Source organism: Neisseriaceae bacterium, from assembly GCA_016864895.1.
Lineage (GTDB): Bacteria > Pseudomonadota > Gammaproteobacteria > Burkholderiales > Neisseriaceae > QFNR01.
The window spans coordinates 1,525,261-1,544,504 of sequence record CP046107.1; the positions used below are offsets into that span (position 1 = coordinate 1,525,261).

Annotated in this window: 19 protein-coding genes; 12 read left to right on the top strand and 7 right to left on the bottom strand. The window is 32.4% G+C overall.

Features of this window, described 5'->3' with window-relative positions; genetic code table 11:
• Positions 1 to 43: 43 nt before the first annotated feature.
• The 5 genes from GKC53_06495 to ubiM form a co-directional block, all read right to left on the bottom strand.
• Positions 44 to 577: a hypothetical protein gene (locus GKC53_06495; protein ID QRN41734.1), complete on the bottom strand. Its 534-nt coding sequence runs from the start codon at positions 575 to 577 to the stop codon at positions 44 to 46.
• Position 578: 1 nt separating this feature from the next.
• Positions 579 to 1,475 (bottom strand): peptidoglycan DD-metalloendopeptidase family protein, encoded by an 897-nt coding sequence (locus tag GKC53_06500; protein ID QRN41735.1) that lies wholly within the window; start codon positions 1,473 to 1,475, stop codon positions 579 to 581.
• An 882-nt stretch (positions 1,476 to 2,357) separates the two neighbouring features.
• The gene (gene lolD / locus GKC53_06505; GenBank protein QRN41736.1) at positions 2,358 to 3,044 is read right to left on the bottom strand and encodes a lipoprotein-releasing ABC transporter ATP-binding protein LolD; all 687 of its coding nucleotides are present in this window, start codon (positions 3,042 to 3,044) and stop codon (positions 2,358 to 2,360) included.
• Entirely contained in the window at positions 3,037 to 4,305 is a 1,269-nt protein-coding gene (locus tag GKC53_06510) for a lipoprotein-releasing ABC transporter permease subunit (protein ID QRN41737.1), read from the bottom strand. Before GKC53_06510 ends, lolD begins: the two co-directional genes overlap by 8 nt.
• 115 nt (positions 4,306 to 4,420) lie before the next feature.
• Positions 4,421 to 5,605, bottom strand: coding sequence for a 5-demethoxyubiquinol-8 5-hydroxylase UbiM (gene ubiM, locus GKC53_06515; GenBank protein QRN41738.1), 1,185 nt, complete (start codon positions 5,603 to 5,605; stop codon positions 4,421 to 4,423).
• 368 nt (positions 5,606 to 5,973) lie between these two features.
• On the opposite strand from ubiM, the gene GKC53_06520 reads away from it, so the two are divergent.
• The 11 genes from GKC53_06520 (at position 5,974) to GKC53_06570 (ending at position 17,686) form a co-directional block, all read left to right on the top strand.
• Positions 5,974 to 7,968: a M13 family peptidase gene (locus tag GKC53_06520; GenBank protein QRN41865.1), complete on the top strand. Its 1,995-nt coding sequence runs from the start codon at positions 5,974 to 5,976 to the stop codon at positions 7,966 to 7,968.
• A 1,695-nt stretch (positions 7,969 to 9,663) separates the two neighbouring features.
• Positions 9,664 to 10,524 carry a hypothetical protein gene (locus tag GKC53_06525; protein QRN41739.1) on the top strand — a complete coding sequence of 287 codons (861 nt, stop codon included), beginning with the start codon at positions 9,664 to 9,666 and terminating at the stop codon, positions 10,522 to 10,524.
• 142 nt (positions 10,525 to 10,666) lie between these two features.
• Positions 10,667 to 11,725 (top strand): hypothetical protein, encoded by a 1,059-nt coding sequence (locus GKC53_06530; GenBank protein ID QRN41740.1) that lies wholly within the window; start codon positions 10,667 to 10,669, stop codon positions 11,723 to 11,725.
• A gap of 28 nt (positions 11,726 to 11,753) precedes the next feature.
• The gene (locus tag GKC53_06535; protein QRN41741.1) at positions 11,754 to 12,374 is read left to right on the top strand and encodes an alpha/beta fold hydrolase; all 621 of its coding nucleotides are present in this window, start codon (positions 11,754 to 11,756) and stop codon (positions 12,372 to 12,374) included.
• 13 nt (positions 12,375 to 12,387) lie between these two features.
• Complete coding sequence (gene surE, locus GKC53_06540; protein QRN41742.1) at positions 12,388 to 13,140, top strand: 5'/3'-nucleotidase SurE; 753 nt, start codon at positions 12,388 to 12,390, stop codon at positions 13,138 to 13,140.
• Positions 13,140 to 13,805, top strand: coding sequence for a protein-L-isoaspartate(D-aspartate) O-methyltransferase (locus GKC53_06545; protein ID QRN41743.1), 666 nt, complete (start codon positions 13,140 to 13,142; stop codon positions 13,803 to 13,805). Before surE ends, GKC53_06545 begins: the two co-directional genes overlap by 1 nt.
• Positions 13,806 to 13,857: 52 nt before the next feature.
• Entirely contained in the window at positions 13,858 to 14,742 is an 885-nt protein-coding gene (locus tag GKC53_06550) for a peptidoglycan DD-metalloendopeptidase family protein (protein QRN41744.1), read from the top strand.
• Positions 14,743 to 14,761: 19 nt separating this feature from the next.
• The gene (locus GKC53_06555) at positions 14,762 to 15,283 is read left to right on the top strand and encodes a chorismate lyase (GenBank protein ID QRN41745.1); all 522 of its coding nucleotides are present in this window, start codon (positions 14,762 to 14,764) and stop codon (positions 15,281 to 15,283) included.
• A complete protein-coding gene (locus GKC53_06560) occupies positions 15,280 to 16,140 on the top strand; it encodes a 4-hydroxybenzoate octaprenyltransferase (protein QRN41746.1) in 861 nt (286 codons plus the stop codon). The genes GKC53_06555 and GKC53_06560 overlap by 4 nt, the downstream gene beginning before the upstream one ends.
• 113 nt (positions 16,141 to 16,253) lie before the next feature.
• A complete protein-coding gene (ptsN, locus tag GKC53_06565; GenBank protein ID QRN41747.1) occupies positions 16,254 to 16,703 on the top strand; it encodes a PTS IIA-like nitrogen regulatory protein PtsN in 450 nt (149 codons plus the stop codon).
• 2 nt (positions 16,704 to 16,705) lie between these two features.
• The gene (locus GKC53_06570) at positions 16,706 to 17,686 is read left to right on the top strand and encodes an HPr kinase/phosphorylase (protein ID QRN41748.1); all 981 of its coding nucleotides are present in this window, start codon (positions 16,706 to 16,708) and stop codon (positions 17,684 to 17,686) included.
• A gap of 3 nt (positions 17,687 to 17,689) precedes the next feature.
• Here the strand turns inward: GKC53_06570 and GKC53_06575 are convergent, their stop codons facing one another.
• Together GKC53_06575 and plsY are read right to left on the bottom strand one after the other, a co-directional pair.
• Positions 17,690 to 18,139: a redoxin domain-containing protein gene (locus GKC53_06575; protein ID QRN41749.1), complete on the bottom strand. Its 450-nt coding sequence runs from the start codon at positions 18,137 to 18,139 to the stop codon at positions 17,690 to 17,692.
• A 1-nt stretch (position 18,140) separates the two neighbouring features.
• Positions 18,141 to 18,746 (bottom strand): glycerol-3-phosphate 1-O-acyltransferase PlsY, encoded by a 606-nt coding sequence (gene plsY, locus GKC53_06580; protein QRN41750.1) that lies wholly within the window; start codon positions 18,744 to 18,746, stop codon positions 18,141 to 18,143.
• 144 nt (positions 18,747 to 18,890) lie between these two features.
• On the opposite strand from plsY, the gene GKC53_06585 reads away from it, so the two are divergent.
• A complete protein-coding gene (locus GKC53_06585) occupies positions 18,891 to 19,244 on the top strand; it encodes a FolB domain-containing protein (GenBank protein QRN41751.1) in 354 nt (117 codons plus the stop codon).

The window sequence follows — 19,244 nt, forward strand, 5'->3', positions numbered from 1 at the left end:
CCAGTAGGGATCAGTTACTGGCTTTTTTAGTATCGTTGATTAATTACTTTTTCTTTTCAAATAATGCTGATTCAATAATAAATTCAGAATCTTTTTGATTTTGTATAGTCGCGGTGCTAGATTTGTTGGAAACACTTTTGGTAGCGTTATTTTTTTTGTTTTTTTCTAAGTCAGCCCTGGTGGTAACTACTCCTGTTTTATTAATTTTTTCTTCTGGCTTTAACATCTTAATGTTACCGTTGAAGAAAGCACCATTTTCCATGTCAAATACATATGTCTCAATATCACCAAAGATTTGAGCACAACTTTTTAATTCAACTTTATCAGCACGAATACTTCCAGTCAGACTACCATATAAAACAGCAGTATCAGCTTCGATGTTACCATCAATAATGGCTTCTTTGCAAATGACTAAGTAATCACCACAATTAATACTACCCTCTAAATGTCCATGGAATTTCAAGGAAGATGGGTTGTCTATTTGCCCCCTAATGATACATTGTGAGCCAATGCTAGTTTCTGTATTTTCTCTTTTTTCTATTAATTCTGAATCGCTTCTTTTATTAGTGTTAAACATATTAATTTCCTAGTGATAGATATGGGTTGGGATTGATCGGTTCATCATTGTAACGGATTTCGTAGTGTAAGTGAGAACCTGTAGAAAGTCCTGAATTACCCACGTTTCCAATGATATCACCGGCTTTAACAGTTTGATTATTTCTAACCTGTATTTTTGATAAATGTGCATAAGCAGTCGAGTAGCCGTAACCATGTTTAATTTTAACTGTACGACCATAGCCACCACTTGTGCCTGCAAATGTTACAATGCCATCTGCTGTTGCCTTAACAGGTGCTCCCGTCACTCCTGCGATATCTATGCCAGAATGCAAAGAACCCCTTTGTTTGGTAATAGGGTGGGTTCGGTAGCCAAAAGGCGACGTAATACGACCAATATGAGCAAAACCTAAGGGTATTTTCGTAAGTGTATCGTACAGATACGAAAGCTGTTTATGATTATAAATGCCTCTGGTTTTATTGTTAGTATCGGTTCTATTACTGGCAGATACAAGCCATTTATCTTTTAAAGACTCCTCCTCCGCTAATTCAGTTAGTTTATTCTCAATACTAACACCTCTATTTTTGAGATATTTTTTGATTGAGTCAACAAGTACATTAGCTTTATCTAACTCATCGATACGATCACCTAGCTCATTTTCGATAGAATCATTTAAGGAAACAATTTGTTGGCTGAGCTCATAATTTTTAATAAGCAATTTCTGATTTTCCATGGCAACAAATTGAGTATAGCTATAATTATATATGAAGAAAAATAAGGTGATAACCAATCCAACTATAAACAGAGCAGTTCCCATCACGATAAGATTGAAATTTTTAACAATTCCACGTCTTACTTTAACTTCCTTTGTTTCCCCATCATCTAAAATTAATAATGTAACATCTCTAGACCTAGACATTAATACAACCTTATTTTACAACCTCATTCATCGGATTTTTAAACAAGCCTTTTAAAAAAACAGAATTTAGACTCAAATTGAACTTCTACCATGGATTATAGCAATTTTTTATATTTTGTAAAATGTTTTTATCGTGAATTTTACATGTATTGAGGCATAAAAATAATAAAAAATATTAAATATAATAAATAGTTATATTATATTAACGTATCGTTAACCTGAAATTATAATTATAATTATTTTCAAAATTAAATTTGTAAGTACTATTGAGAAGGATGCTGATAAAAATTTTAAGAATAAGATCTCTAATGTGTTAGATTGGAAGAGAGAATCATGTTTATTCTAATGGTTAATGATAATAACTTTTTAGGGGGAATCTACTTTGAATCTCTTTCTTTACTTGTCATGATCATTACGAATATCAGGGGGCAACTTGGTTAAGTAATGATGGCCCCTCGAATTAAAAAAATATTGTACGATAATATCATAATCATTTTTTATTATGTTTTATGAAAGAATTCAATTCTTTATGAGAGTGTCTTTAGGGAATATTCCCTCTTTGAGTATTGTTTAGAGAGGTTGCCAAAAAAGTTCCTCTCTGTATTCTAATGCTACTTATGGTCAATTTACTTATCCTGTCACAATCAGACTTATGGCCAAACTTTTTAAGTGTCATATATCTCCTGCTCGATCCTCAATCAGGTAGTATGCAGATCCTGTACGTCAGCAATCGAGATGTATCTGCCCTATTTTGTGTGTAATAGAATAGGAGGACAAAAAAATACTAATGTGGATAAGAGAGAGGACAAATATTACGCATTATCGTAATTTTCATAAATTATATTTACAGGCATATTGCCTATGAGTATATATTTGTTATCTTTATTCTATCGGGGAAAGCTGTCCGTCCGACATGACGAGTGTTCTGTCAAAATGTGTAATCAATCCTTCATCATGGGTGACAACCACAAAAGATAGGTTGAGCTGATTTTTTAGTTCTAATAGTAGAGAGATAATATTTTGCGCATTTTTTTTATCTAAATTACCTGTCGGTTCGTCTGCTAGTAGGCAAGCGGGGTTATTAGCAATTGCCCTAGCAACTGATACTCTTTGTTTTTCACCTCCGGATAGTTGACTTGGTTTGTGATCAATTCGGTTTTCTAAATTTACTTGTTTTAGAACTTGTAGGGCTTTATTTTGAGCTATTTTGGTAGGGATATTAGCTATTAAAAGTGGCATCATTACATTTTCTAAAGCTGTGAATTCAGGTAGCAAATGATGAAATTGATAGATAAATCCTAAATTTTGATTTCTCCATAAACCTAATTCTGTTTGGTTGAGTGACAGAATATCACTCCCCATGATTCTAATAGTTCCTGATGTTTGGTAATCTAATCCACCCATGAGCTGTAATAAAGTTGATTTACCACTACCAGAAGCTCCAATAATAGCAATACTTTCCTCAGCGTGGATAGTTAGATTCAAATTTTTTATGACTTCAGTATTCAGGTGGCCATCTTGATAAGTTTTACTAATATTCTGACATTCAATAATAACTGTATTATTCATAGCGTAATGCCTCTGCGGGTTTAGTACATGCTGCTCTATAGCTAGGATATAAAGTAGCTAAGAATGACAATAATAAGGAAATTATTGTTATAATAGCCAAATCGCCAAACTGAATATCAATAGGTATTTTACTTAAAAAATAAACCTGAGGAGAAATAACAGAAGTACCAGATATTCTTTCATACAGAGAAACAATATTACTGAGGTTTAAAGTTAATAAAATACCCAAAATTAAACCTGCCATTGTCCCAATGAGTCCAATAATAGTTCCTTGTAGTATAAATATTTTCATGACATTTTTAGGAGGCATACCTAAGGTTCTTAAAATAGCAATATTACTTTTCTTCTCATTGACAGTCATGACAAGTGAGGATATTAGGTTAAAACACGCGACCATGGAAATTAGTATCATTAAAATAAACATAATTTTTTTTTCCAGAGCCACAGCTTCAAAATAGACTCGATTATTAAAAGACCAATTTGTAATCCATACTCCCTCGCTATCAGAGCTATCTAAAAATGAAGAAGTAATTTGATCAATGTTATTAGGGTTATCTAGTTTTACCCTCAAACCAGTAAATTGGCCTTCTTTCCGGAATAATATATCTGCATCTTCAACGTGAATATAAGCATAACTTTTATTTATTTCAGGTATATCTGAATGAACAGTGCCCACTAGTTTGAATTGTTTCAATCTTGGAACAATTCCAACTGGAGATGAGTTAGCTTCAGGAGATAATACGGTTACTTTATCACCAATATTAAGTTGAAGCTCTCTTGAGAGACCTTGTCCAAGGATGATACCAAACTCCCCAGCTTTGAGTTTATCTAAAGCAGATAGATTTAAAACTTCTTGATTGATAATAGATTGTTCTTTATCTGGATAAACACCTAATACCTGCGCGCCTTGTACACTACCCCCACTGGTTAATAATATTTGATCCCTTATGAAAGGAGAGGTAGCCACAACATGCTTGTTTTTTCTTGCAATTCTGTCTAAATCATGCGAATTTAAATCAGGATTTTCTTCTTGATAGTAACTATCATAACCAATTTCAATATGGGAAGAAACATCATAGAGTTTTGCCCTTATATTTTTTTGAAAACCATTCATGACAGACAATACAACAATAAGAGTGATGATTCCCAGTGCAATGCCAATGATAGATACCAAGGTGATAAAAGATAATAAACCATCTCTTTTTTTTGTTTTCAAATACCTAAAAGCAATCCAACTTTCCAGTGATCGAAATTTATTCATACTAAAAAGATACCTTATTCTATTTGTAAGCAAAACATTCTACACTAATCTGGGCGCCTATATAAGAAAATACATTAAATCTTAATTTTTCAATGTATTTTAGAAATAAAGAAAATTAACTGGTTAATTGTTTGGAAATTAGCTGTTTAATTGGATCCACGTGATTACTAATACGCAGTAGAGCGTTGCGTAAAAACTTTGCTGGTACTGCTTCATTTGTAAATAATTTAACCACAAAGTTTGTACCATGATATAATACCCTAGTTTTAGTTTGATGCTTCAAATTATATCGTTCTAGAAGTGTTTCTCTTGCAATATTTTTACCTCTATAGTTAGCCTCTAAAATTAAACCTGAAAGATGAGCAACACTTTCTATGCCTAAATTAAATCCATGCGCAGTAACAGGGTGCATACCGACAGCAGCATCACCAATTAATGCACAGCGTTGATCATAAAAGCGTCTTGCATGAACCCCAACCAGAGAGTAGGAGTTTTTTTCGCTAACTTGTGTTAAGTAACCTAACTTGCCTTTGGTTTCCCGATAAATATCTTGTGCTAGTTCTTCTGGGGTCATATTGATGATATTATCTGCCAAATTAGTATCTATAGTAATAACTATGCTCGAAAGATTTTTCTCTAAGGGCAAGATGGCTAAGGTGCGCCCGTAGTGAAAACATTCAAAGGCGGTGTGTTCATTGCTCAATTCATGTTTCATTCTAAAGCAGATAACCGTGCGGCCGAATTGATGAGTATCTACTGGGATACCAATTTTTTGTCTTATGGATGAAAAACGACCATCAGCACAGACTAGAAGTTGAGCGTTAAGTTTTTTACCATTAGAGAGTTGCGTTGTGACTTCTTGTTCATTAATTTGAACATCCTCAACAGTAACACCATTAATCAAATCAATATTGGATAAATCTTTTACCGATTTATAACAAGCCTTACGAACATCACAATTACTTACTAAAAAACCTAAACGATCAATAGGTTGGCCACGTGCCTGAGTGGGTTGTTGAAAATACAGTTGGTAATCAGAGTTGCCATTGATAATTTTTGCCTGTTTGAGTGGATAAATTTTATCTTCAGGAATCAAAGCCCAAATACCAGAGTCTTGTAGATAGTTTTTAGTAAAATGAGTTAAGGCAACTTCTCTGCCGTCGAAAGGTGGATTTTCAATAGTCTCTAAAGGACTTTTTTCTATGACAGATACTTTTAACGAACTATCTTTGAATTGCCTAGCAAAAGTAAGTCCTACTGGACCACTGCCTACCACGATAATATCAGTATAATCACCCATTTTCTAAAGACTCCTTAGATCTGATTTATTCTATACATGTAGTGTAGCTCCACAGTATAACGTAAAAGAGAAATTGTATCAGAGAAATCTCTGAATGATTGATTGTTTAAACAAAAAATATCAGCTATATTAACCATGTTTATTCTTGAAACAAATCAGGAATGATAGCCTATTTAGGGGCTAATTTTTTGCTCAAGGATGAGTATTTGAGATAGTGTGTGTTTAATAGTGTGCGTTTATTTTTTTTTAGAAGAAAACAAAAAATGAGTGATAACGGATATAAGACAAATAAGATAAAATTACTTTTATTGTTCCCCCTATTAATTGCATGTCATGGTGAAGAAAATGCTAATAAAAATGGTGAAGAGATGGTGATTGCACGGAAGGAATATAGGACTGGTATTGAATTGTCTAATATTGATTTAAGTGTTAGACCTCAAGATGATTTTTTCAATTATGTTAATGGTAAATGGGTACAAAACACCAAAATACCAGCAGATAAATCTTCTTGGGGTGCATTTAATGAACTAAGAGAGTTAACAGATGAAAATTCTTTGATATTGATTAAAGAATTATTAAAACAAACGCCAGAACCAGATAGTGAAGCTCAGAAAATAAAGACAACCTATGAAGCATTTTCTAATTTTAATCAGAGAAATATGAATGGACTAGCACCATTGAATAAGGAATTTTTTAAGATTAATCAAGTGACCAGCCTTCCCAAATTTCAGGAAGTTATTATTGATTTGGGCAAAGAAGGGAAGAATAATCCTTTTTATGATTGGTATGTATATGCTGATATGAAAGATTCTCAAAATAATGCTGTTTATCAAACAGGAGGGTTGATTTTATTACCAAGAGATTACTATCAAAAAAAATCTCCTCGTAATGAGGAAGTGATTAAAAAATATAAAGGTTTTGTGTCCAAGATATTGGAAAGATTAGATTATACCAATGCAGATGAACTAGCAGAACAGATTATTCGGTTTGAAAAAAGGATTGCTGATAACTTGTTAACTAATGAAGAAATCAGAGATGCGATACTTCAATACAATCCACGTTCTGTTTCACAATTAGGCCACATATCAAAAAATATTGATTTAGCTAAATTTTTGTCAGGAGTCTCTGTCAATACAGATAAGATAATTATTGATGAAATCAAATATTTTGATAACTTAGATAAATATTTAAATGATGAAAATATAGAATTATTAAAAGCTTATTATAAATATTGGTTAGTAGTGAAGAACCATGATGTTTTAGATAAGGCCATGGATACTGCTTATTTTGAGTTTTTTAAACAATTTTTACAAGGGCAGAAAGAACAACGTCAAGATGATAAAAAAGGGTTAGATTTTATCAACAAAAATTTGGGTGAGGCATTTGGTAAAGTGTATGTTAGTAAATATTTTTCTGAAGAGTCTAAACGCCAGATGGTAGAGTTAGTAGACTATTTAAGAGAAAGTTATTACCAACATATAAAAAACTTAACTTGGATGAGTGCTCAAACTAAACAAAAAGCATTGTACAAACTAGATAAATTAGCAGTGAAAGTAGGTTATCCCGATAAATGGAGAGATTTTTCTCAGTTGAATATTCAACCAGATGAGAACAATATATTTAAAATTAAAAGTGCTATTAAGCAATGGAACTATCAAGAAGATTTGAAAAAAATAGGTCATGCAGTTGATAAAACTGAATGGGCCATGCCACCACAAACCGTGAATGCGTACTATAGCTCGGTGAGACATGAGATTGTTTTCCCTGCTGCGATATTGCAATCCCCATTTTTTAATGGGAGGGTAGATGCTGCGGTTAATTTTGGTGGAATCGGTGGTGTGATTGCACATGAAATGACCCATGGCTTCGATGATAGTGGTGCAATGTTTGATGCTGATGGTAATTTAAATAATTGGTGGACAGAGGAGGATAAATCAAAATTTGATACCTTGACTCAAAAATTAGTCGATCAGTTCAATCAGTATGAGGTAGTACCTGGACATTTTATTAATGGTAAGTTTACCTTAGGAGAGAATATTGCAGACTTAGGTGGTGTTAACTTAGCTTTTGATGCATTGCAAGCGTACTTAAAAGATAAGAAAATACCGCAATATAAGTCAAAAAGTAATGAGAGTCAATATTTTACAGAAAATCAAAAGTTTTTTATTTCTTGGGCTAGTGTCTGGAGAACGAAATCAACAACAGAGCATTTACAAAATCAAATTAAAGTTGACCCTCATTCACCTGGTCAGTTTAGAGCTTTTGTTCCGTTGACCAACGTTGATGCTTTTTATGATGCTTTTGATGTGAAACCAGGTGATAAATTATATAAATCGCCAGAAGACAGAATCAAAATTTGGTAAAAGAGAGACATTTTCTCATCAGCTAACTAAGTAGCATATAGAGAGTGATATGTTTTTATTATTATCATTTACTCTGTCAGAGTGGTACTGAATATCCTCAGTCAAAAAGAGTTTTTGGGGGAGGTCTTTTTTTTTAATATAGTTTATACAGTACTATTTGTTCATTATTAATTGTAAGTTCATTGGTATTTTTTCTTTAAGAATAAAGTAAAGTTAATATCCATGGTAACGCTCGATTTGCCAATGACAAAGAGGTTAAAAAATTTACCAAGGTAAAGAATGGAATCATCATTGTTATTTATTTTCCACCTTTAAAAAAGGTGACATCTAAATACAATTCATTGGATTATGTAGATTTTAGCAGGTGTTGCGGATATCCAGCTAAATGCTATAGCTAATATTATTTTGTGAATATGGGTAGTGATGATTATTTATTATGTAAGCCAGAGAATTATTGGTAGGCTTAGCTTTACTTTTTCATGATCTCATTGAGAAAGGATTATTGATTTCGCTGATAATTTATCATTATTTTGTTAATGGAAGTAGTTTACTTTGAGCTTGTTGTTGGTCTGGAAACTATCTTGAATCTAGCCAGAGATTTAATAAAATTATGAAAACTTTATTGTGTTAATATTCTGATGTTTATCTACAATTAGTTTTGTAGTTTAGCGGAAAATAATTTCTTCTTTTTGGGGGGCAATTCACAATTCAAAGAAAAGGAGGATTTTATAAACCAATATGTAGAAATCAAGAGGTCATTTTTAAGAAATATTTTTGATACAAAATACTAAATACCCTACCAACCCATTCAATTTTGAAAAATAATGATTTATAGACAATAAAAGCAGATTTAAAAGTATATTTTTTACCACATTAGTTATTTATATCTTATCTGATCGTTTATTATTGACCTCAATACAGAGCCAACTATTGAGTGGTAAGTATTTACCAGATAAAGAGAACAGAGTAGTAAATTTTATTAATTCTTAATGGGGGGATACTTTGGGTAAACTTGTGTATGCAGAATCATTTAATAAAAAAGAATATATTTGAAAAGTATCAAGTTTCATCGTTGAACTATAAATTAATTTTAGTTTTATTAAATTGAGTCAAAATAATTAGATTATTAGAATTTTAAACATCATCAAGCTTTTTTTTGAGAAAAGGTGTTTAATATTCAAATGTTAGGGCGTTATGATAGAACAAAATTATTTATCTCACTATTATTTTGCAACTGATTTAATCTTTACACATCCGGACCCTGGTGCCTTATGGAAGGCTTAGTTTTTTAGATTGTACATGAAGTGATATATGAATTTGATCAATGGATCCCATTTTTTTAGCTTGGGTAATTTTGTCTAACATGTTGAACCATGAGTAATCTTTTGAAAAAATTTTTACTTACCTATAGTCCTAATGGAGCACAAGTATTATAGACACCTCTCATGAATCTTTTGATATTAAACTACAAGATCAATATTAATATTAGTTGAGATATTAAGCCAGAAAATTATGTAACAATTTGTTGGTTATAGTTTTATTGGTGGTGTTCTTAAGTATTTTTGGTACTTTCTGATGATTTTTGAGTATTAATAAATTATAGATTTATGGTATATTGTAGGGGGATGTTTAATGTAATAATTCCTTTAATTTTTATGTTGTTACAGCATATTAATATCTACTTTGGGAGTCACAATGTCTCAGTTTATTAAAAACAGTATAAGTACTATATTTTTATTTATTGTGTTTTTAATTTTTGTTATTGCGTTGATTATTTTTGTTTTGGCTAATAATATTAGTGATTACAACTCTAGTTATTTGATTTATTTGGATATTTTGTATTGTGCAGGGGTTATTCCCTTATTTTTTTCTTTTTGGTTAGTCTTTTCTGAGAAATCTAAGGGGGATTGGAAGTATGGTATACTGGCATTCATTTTATTTATTTTCTTATTGTATTATCATTGCTTATGTTTATATGATGTATTGACTTCTGTAGATTACAGTAAATATCTGTTAATGTTAGATGAATTAATTTTACTTTATGTTATGCTATCGCTAGCTGTTGCCTTGTCAATAGGCTTACAAAATGATGGAAAGATTGATGAGGAATCAAATATTGAAATATTCAAGCTAAGATTCAAATATTTATTAACTTTTTTTTTAGTAAGTTTATTTTTGTTTTATTTTTATGAAACATTTAGAGATTATACAGGACTTAATCTAGTAACAACTGATCTTTTAACTCAAAATTTTATTTATGTCAACTTATTGGAGTCTCTATTAAATTCTGGATTGCTGCCTCTAGTATTTACTTTTTGGTTGATGTATTCACGATTGGTGAAGGGTGGGGTATACTATTACATTACACTGATATTTGTATTAGTTTTTATTTACATTTTTCAAATGTTTTTTATTGTGTCATATTACCACTCTTATCTGGATAATAAATTAGGTTATTGGATCTTAGAGGGGATTGAATTGGTAATGGTTTATATTGCCATGATTCTTTCTTGTGTATTTTCTGTTGAATCAGCTGATTCTATACAGGAGAAGTAGAAGTGGTAAGTAATCAAACAACAGTTGAAGTGGCTGGGAAATTAGGTGAGTAATTATAAAAAACTCACGTAATTATTTTGTATACTCACTGGACAGTTTCAATCCTTTTTGATTCAACAATAACTATAATTAGGAGTATAAGATGGCGGATTCTTTAGGGTATCATATATATCACTTTAGGGGAAATTTACCAGATCAAATTAAGGAAAAGCTTCATGTTAGTAAGGATATTTCATTTTTGAAAAAACCTTTAGGGGAGAGTATTCAAACTACGAGTATTAAAATCAATATTAACAGGGAACCTTCTGAGAAGATCGATAGTTCGATGATGAACAATGATGTTATTGTTAGAAGGTTTTTTACAGATTCTGTTTTGGAGCAGATATATATTGCTGTCCCTGTGCATAATGCTTTTATTATGAGAGATGAGACAGCTACTGAGTTCCAACAAAGAATTGTGAAAGATTCAAATCAGAAATTGATAGATGTTTTTGGTGTGAATTATATTGAAAGTAATTTTACTTTAGTGAGTTCTTTGATTATTGTTTTAAAAGACGATAAAGTTTTTTCTGATAATAAAAGTTACTATGAGTCTATTTCGCAGTTTGTGACACATTCTTATAAAATTAAAAGTGAACATTACTCAAGTATTGATAATTATCAGATTGTCATTGATTATGAGGGGGTAGGTATTATTTTTTCATCTACTGTTGATTTGGAGAGAGTTCATCGTTTGATTTTTATTTTGATGTTGGGTAAAGCATATTTAGCCACATTAGAGCAGATTTCTTTAGGGACAGTTGAACCTTTGAATCATAACCAAAATTCTTATAAAGAAGCTGAAGCTATTGAACACACCTTAGATATGTATAATCGATTTTTAATTCGTTACTATTATCATAATCCCATCATGGTTGACGTTAATAAAATATTCTATGTATATGAAAGGATTAAGGATGTTTTAAAATTACGTGATCAGTACAATGAAAGTAAAGAGCAAATTAGAATCCTATCTGAGTTATCGAATACTAAAAATAGACAAATTTTGGATATGAGAACTGTGGAACAGCAAGAAGAAAGACAAAATGAACGCAGGTTTTTAGAAAAAATTGTAGGAAATATTAATAAAATTAGTACAATAGGATTTAGTGTTATTATTGTCGAGTTGGTACTGATTTTATTATTGTTTTTGATTAAATAGTTAATTAAATAGTGATAATTGTCAAAATATGTTAAGACCTCAAACCATAATTTTTATCCCTGGTTCTGCTGGAACTTTGGAAACACGAGTTGAACGACCTGACATAGATGAAATAAAAGGAGTAATGATTGTCTTACATCCGAATCCGCTCCATGGGGGCACTAATCAAAATAAAGTGGTTCAGACAATGTTAAAGGCAGCAATACATAAAGGTTATATTGTTTATGCTCCCAATTTCAGAGGTGTAGGTAAGAGCACAGGTAGCCATGATTTTGGTAACGGTGAGGTGGAGGATGTGAATGTTATTGTTAGCTATATTCAAAAAGAACACCCGAATCAGCCTATTTCATTATCTGGATTTTCATTTGGTGGTTATGTGGCGATAAAAGCTGTTCATCAATTTAATTTTAAGCAAATTATTTTAGTAGGAGCAGCAGTTAGTAAGTATGGAGGGGAAATCCCCCATTTACCCAAAAATATTAATTTTTTATTGATACATGGTGAGAAAGATGAAGTTATACCACTGGGGGATATATTCAACTGGGCTAGAATCCAGGATTTGCCTGTTTGTGTTATGTTAGATGCTTGTCACTTTTTTCACGGAAAATTAATCCCTTTGCAAAAATTAGTAGAAGATTTTTTAAGTTAAGGAATATGAAGGTATGAATATATTGATTTGTAATGATGATGGATATCAAGCTAAAGGGATTGGTGTTTTGGCTGAAGTGGCATCAAAATTTGGAAATGTGAGAGTGGTCGCTCCTGACAGAAATAGAACAGCAGCAAGTCATTCTTTAACATTACATAAACCATTAACAATTAGACAGGCTGAGAATGGTTTTTATTATGTCAGTGGAACGCCTACAGATTGTGTATATCTGGCACTTTGTATATTCGATGATTTTAAGCCAGACTGGATTTTTTCTGGGATCAATCATGGTGCTAATATGGGAGATGATGTTTTATATTCGGGAACTGTTGCTTCTGCTATGCAAGGGTATTTGATGGGGATTCCAGCTATTGCTTTTTCTTTAGATGATAAAAGTAATGATTATTGGAAGACAGCAGAAAAATCAGTAGAGAAAGTTATCGAACGTGCTATACAATTACCCATACAAAAACCCGTACTATGGAATGTTAATATACCTAAGGTTCAGCCTCATCAACTAAGGGGGGTTAAGACTGTAGTACTAGGCCAACGTCATCGCAATGATAGTGTTATCAAGTCAAAAAATCCTTACAATGAAACTATTTACTGGATAGGACATATTAGTGATGCTAATTATTTAGTAGATAATTCTGACTTTGTAATGAATGCAAATGGCTATGTAACTATAACACCCCTAGCTGTAGATTTAACCAATACTTCCGAGTTAAAAAACGTATCGATATTTTTTGATGACTTAGTACTGTAATGATATTTAATACTTTCCAAGTAGATGGTTATGAAACAAGACGTAAGAAGATGGTGGCTCGATTAGAACAGATGGGTATTTGTCATCCTCTCGTTTTAGATGCTATGCTCAATACGCCTAGACATTTATTTATTGAAGAAGCTTTGAGAAGTCGTTCATATGATAATTTATCTTTGCCTATAGGTTTGGGGCAAACGATTTCTCAGCCATATATAGTAGCGCGTATGACAGAATTGTTATTAGCTGGGAGGAAACAACCTTTAAATAAAGCCTTAGAGATAGGAACTGGTTGTGGTTATCAAACAGCCATTTTACAAAAAGTTGGTATTGAGCATGTCTATTCTATTGAAAGGTTATCAAGTCTAAGAGAATTGGCAAAACGTAATCTACGCGTAGCCAATTTACACAGGCCACGGCTCATTTGTGCGGATGGTTATTTAGGACTTCCAAAATCTGCACCTTTTGATGTGATCATTGTGACGGCTGCACCTAAAGAGGTACCCGTTGAGTTATTAAAACAACTTGATATTAATGGAAGAATGGTATTGCCATTGGAAAAAAATGGTGTTCAGCATCTTTGGGTTATAGACAAATATATCAATGGATATCAGGAAACTTGTGTTCAAGAAGTCAATTTTGTTTTATTATTAAACGGTCAAAAATAATAAAGTTTATTTTTTTATAATTGCAGGTAAAAATTTTATCAGAAGGTAGGCTATGAAAACTTTGAAATATACCCATATCTCTTTAGCAGTTATTGTTACTTTAATTGTGTCAGGCTGTGTTGTAACGCAAAAACCTGTTCCTGTCGTGGATGGAAGTTCAGATGGTGGCAACTATTCGGGTACTGAGCCTCAGTCTTCAGCTGAACCTTATAATCCTGATTCGCGAGGGTATGTTCCTCCTGCAGCAAGTAGTACTTACGCAACACCACCAAGTGGAGGTGTCTATGTGCCTTCTTATGCCCCAGTTGATATTAATGCAAGACAACACACTGTGGTTAGAGGAGATACGGTTTATAATATATCCAAACGCTATAATATTTCTCAGGATGATTTGAGACAATGGAATAATATTGTGGAGAATATCATTTCTGTAGGACAGGTTTTATATGTTAAGGATCCTGGTGAGAATTACTCGGTGTCCATGACTAAAATATCACAACCACAAGTAACTGTTGCAAAGTCTCCTACAAATTCATCACCTGGTAGTGTCAGTACCTCTGGTCAGAGAATGGTTGATGGGGTCAGTTGGGTTAAACCAGCTCATGGACAACTGGTGACTAAATTCTCGCCAGTCAATAAGGGTATTGAGATAACAGGTTTGTCAGGTTCTCCGATTGTTGCTGCAGCGAGTGGAAAAGTTATTTATAGTAGTACATTGGACGGTTATGGCAATTTGATTATTATCCAGCATAATACTAAGTATTTAACGGCATACGGTAATAATCAGTCTAACTTGGTTAAAGAAGGTGACACGGTTAGACAAGGGCAAAAAATTGCAACTATGGGGAAAACTGGCGCGAGTCGAGTTCAATTGCATTTTGAACTAAGAAAAGATGGTCAGGCAGTTGATCCTTTAATTTATATTCCAGTTTATTAATTTAATTATTTTGGAGATAATGGAAATAGGAGTATTGGGTAATGTTGGGTTTTTAGTCGAAGGTTGGAGTGATATTGCCCAAAGAGAATTTTTTAAATTTATTCAAATGCCTTCTCTTACACGATTTTTAAAAAGTCTACCTTATGACTTCTCGGTTCAATTAACTTACTTAGGACAGAAAGCTTTATCAGCACAAGATGCCATTAGTATGGAGGAAGCTTCTGTTTATTTTGTAAGAGAAGTGAGCTTGATGTTGGATGCAATAGAGGTTGTTAGAGCAAGAAGTAGTTGTTTGGTGAGTAGTGTGTATTGGTGTCAGTTTCTTGATTGTGGTGTTCAACCGCTAGGGGAGAAGCTTTTTGATATTCAAACAGTATCTAGAAGTGCATTACGTTTTGGGTTGATTTCGAAAGAACACAATTTGATAAAAACCTATGAGGTTATCGATAATGCAATATTCAGACAATCAACCTTGACAGTTGGGTACGAGAATTTGATTTTAACAGAGTGTTTTTTACCAAGTATAAGACAATTTTTATGAATAAGGGAAAACTACAACAATACGTCAGTCTAATGCGTTTGGATAAACCGACAGGAATATTCCTATTGTTATGGCCAACTTATTGGGCAATATATTTGGCCAGTAGTGGACAACTTGAATCGAGAATTGTTATCTTATTTACTCTAGGGACGTTTTTAATGCGTTCAGCTGGTTGTGTGATTAATGATGTTTGTGATAGTGATATTGACAAACTGGTAGCAAGAACGAAAGATAGGCCTGTGACTACTGGGCGTATTTCTAAAAAAACAGCTTTGATCTTATTTGTGCTTCTATCTTTATTGGCACTTATGTGCTTGATTCCTCTAAATATGCTAACCAAAAAATTAAGTTTGGTTGCTATACTTTTGACTCTTACTTATCCGTTAATGAAACGTTTTTTTAAGGCGCCTCAGTTGTATTTGGGAATTGCCTTTTCTTTCGGTATTATTATGGCATATGCAACAGTTCTTAATGAGGTACCATGGGCTGCTTGGGTGCTTTATGTAGCTAATGTTTTCTGGACACTTGGATATGATACAGTTTACGCCATTTCAGATAAACCAGATGATGTGAAATTAAACATTCATACTTTAGCAATTACACTTGGTCGTTATGATGTTTTTGGGGTAATGTTTTTTTATACTTGTTTTTTAGGATTGATGATGGTAGTTGGTTTGGTTTATAAAATGACTTATCCCTATTGGGTATCATGGATTATTACAGCAACCTTAATGGCAAGGCAATACTTTAAGATTAAAGGTAGAGATAGGCAATTATGTTATCTGGCCTTTTTGCAGAATAAATGGTTTGGTTTTATTATTCTCTTGGGGGTTATGTTGCATTATTGGAATATATAATTTGACCAGATTTTTACGAATTACAGTACTATTTGGGGAAATAGATTATCTTTAGGTTTATTTTTTTTTCAATCCATGTTAGACTGTAGGATTAATATTTTTCGAGTTTTTATATGAGTTTGCCTCGTGAATTACTACCGCTTGAAAATGTAGTGTTAGATTTAGATGTAAGTAGTAAAAAAAGATTGTTTGAGGAAGTGGCAGAGATTTTTTCATATAATGAAGATGTAGATACGGATAAGGTTTTTCAAAGCTTATTGTCGCGTGAGAAGTTAGGTAGTACAGGTTTAGGTTGTGGTGTTGCTATTCCTCATGGTAGGGTTGCTGGTCTGAATAATGCTATTGCCGCTTTTATTAGACTGAGAAATCCAATTGAATTTGAAGCTCAAGATGAGAAACCAGTCAACTTGTTATTTGTGGTATTAGTTCCTGATGAAAATAATGCTAAACATTTAAAAATATTATCTCATCTAGCTCAAAAATTTTCTGATAAGGATATAAGAGATCAGTTGAAAACATTGGAATCAGCACAGGATATTGTTGATATAATTATTAAAGACTAATAATGCCTAGTTTATCTGTACGACGGTTATATCAAGATAACCAAAAAAAAATACAGCTATCTTGGATAGCGGGTAGTTCTAATTCTGATAGTAAAATTTCTTTAGCTGAAAACAATACCACTCGGTCATTTGTTGGACATTTTAATTTTGTACATCCCAATAAAATTCAGGTAATTGGTTTATCAGAGTATGAGTTTATTCAGAATAAATCTGTACAAGATAAATTTGGATTTTTTTTAGAATTTATTACTGAGCTCAATATAAATTTAATTATTATTGGAAATAATTTACCTATTATTCCTCAGCTTAAAGATTTTTGTACAGCGAACTCTGTACCATTAATGCATTCGAAAGTGGAAAGTCCAAAGATTGTAGATGTCCTACAAATTTATCTACAAAGGGCTTTGGCACCATCTACTACGATGCATGGTGTTTTTTTAAATGTCTTTGAGATGGGTACCTTAATCTGTGGTCATTCCGGTTTGGGTAAGAGTGAGCTAGCTTTGGAACTCATTTCTAGAGGACATTCATTAGTAGCAGATGATGTTGTTAAAATTTATAAGACTGGGCCAGAGTCTCTAGAAGGTAGATGTCCTAAATTGTTAAGAGAGTTTTTAGAAGTTAGAGGTTTAGGCATTATCAATATTCGAACCATGTTTGGTGAAACAGCAGTTAGAGTCAAAAAGGCTTTGAGGCTTATTATTCAACTAGTCAATGCAGATGATGACTATATGAAAAATTTGGACAGGTTGAGCATGCGTATAGAAACTCAAAAGATACTAGATGTATCGGTAAGAAAAATTACCATTCCAGTTGGTGCGGGTAGGAATATTGCTGTTCTAACTGAAGCTGCAGTTAGGAATTATATTCTCCAATTGAGAGGATTGGATAGCATGCAGGAGTTTTTAGAGAGGCATAATACTGCAATGTCTACAAATAATGAGATATTGTTAGATGATATTAATGATTCTTATGATGATTAAAAATTAATTTGTTTTTTTTAAATCATTCAATACTTGTTGAGCATGTCCCTTCGCGCCTACTTTGCGGTATTCTTTGATAATATTTCCTTGTTCATCTAGGATAAAAGTGCTTCTTTGAATTCCTTTGACTTGTTTCCCATAAAGGTTTTTTATCTTCATCACGTCGTATTGATCGCACACAATGTTATTTGGATCAGAGAGTAGTTTAATAGTTAAATTATATTTTTCTTTAAATTTACGGTGAGATTCAATACTGTCTTTGGAAATGCCGACAATTTGATAACCGAGTTGTTGGAATTTTTCTTTGTAGTCTGAAAATTCGGAAGCTTCTACTATACAGCCCGGCGTATCATCTTTAGGATAAAAATAGATAACTAGAGGTAGATTTTTTTTTGCTTCAAAAAGACCACCAGCATCGTCTGTTAATTGAAACAGAGTAGTATTTACTATCATATTACTTTTGACCTATTTTATTTTCTTTATGATTAATAATTTTTCTAATATTTTCTCTGTGTTTTAGGATAACCATGACACAAATAATTATAAGTGTTATTTTATATTCTAGTATTGGGATGAAATATAATGATAGCAAAGGGCATAGCGTAAATACCAATAAGGCAGCTAAAGAAGATATTTTTGTTATGATGACTAAAATGAGCCAAATCACACACATAATTAATGCTACTTTCCAAGATATCACAAAAATAACACCAACAGCTGTAGCAACACCTTTTCCTCCAGTGAATTTAAAGAAAATAGGGAACATATGTCCTAATATTACAGCAACACTGGCATAGGCAATGGTGATTTCATTAATGCCAAGCTTATCCATGTATTTAATACACAAGAATATGATCAACCAGCCTTTTAGAGCGTCTCCTAAAAGTGTTAACAAGGCAGCAACCTTGTTACCACTCCTTAGAACATTGGTAGCACCAGGATTTTTTGAACCATATGATCTTGGATCTTGTAGTTTAAAAAAGTGAGCTACTATAATAGCAAAGGATATAGAGCCTAAGAGATAAGCAATAATAATTATGATGACTGAGGTTGTATTCATCGTAAAGATAACCTTATACATACAATAATGGCCATTTTACCTGAAAAAACCTATGGTTTGAATATGTTTTAATATCATTGTTGATACTTACGCCAATAAAACAATATATAATAATCTTTTTTATAAATAAGAATATAAATAGTTATGGATAGGTTACAATTATTGGGTATTGAGTTTGAGAGTAGGCTGGGAGTTTATCTTTGGGAGCAGTATAAGCCACAAATATTATTATTAGATTTAACAATTGGAATAGAAAATCAAGCTAAAATCACTGACGATCTTAATGATACCATTGATTACGTTACATTAATTACAAGTATTAGAGAGCGTTATGTGAATAAATCATTTAAGTTATTGGAGGCATTAGCGGAAGATATTGCTTCTTTTTTACTAACCGAATTTGATCTATTGATGGTAGATATTCATTTAATTAAACCAGGAATTTTACCGAAGGTTAGAGAAATAGGTATTCATATTAACAGGGGCAAACAAGGTTAG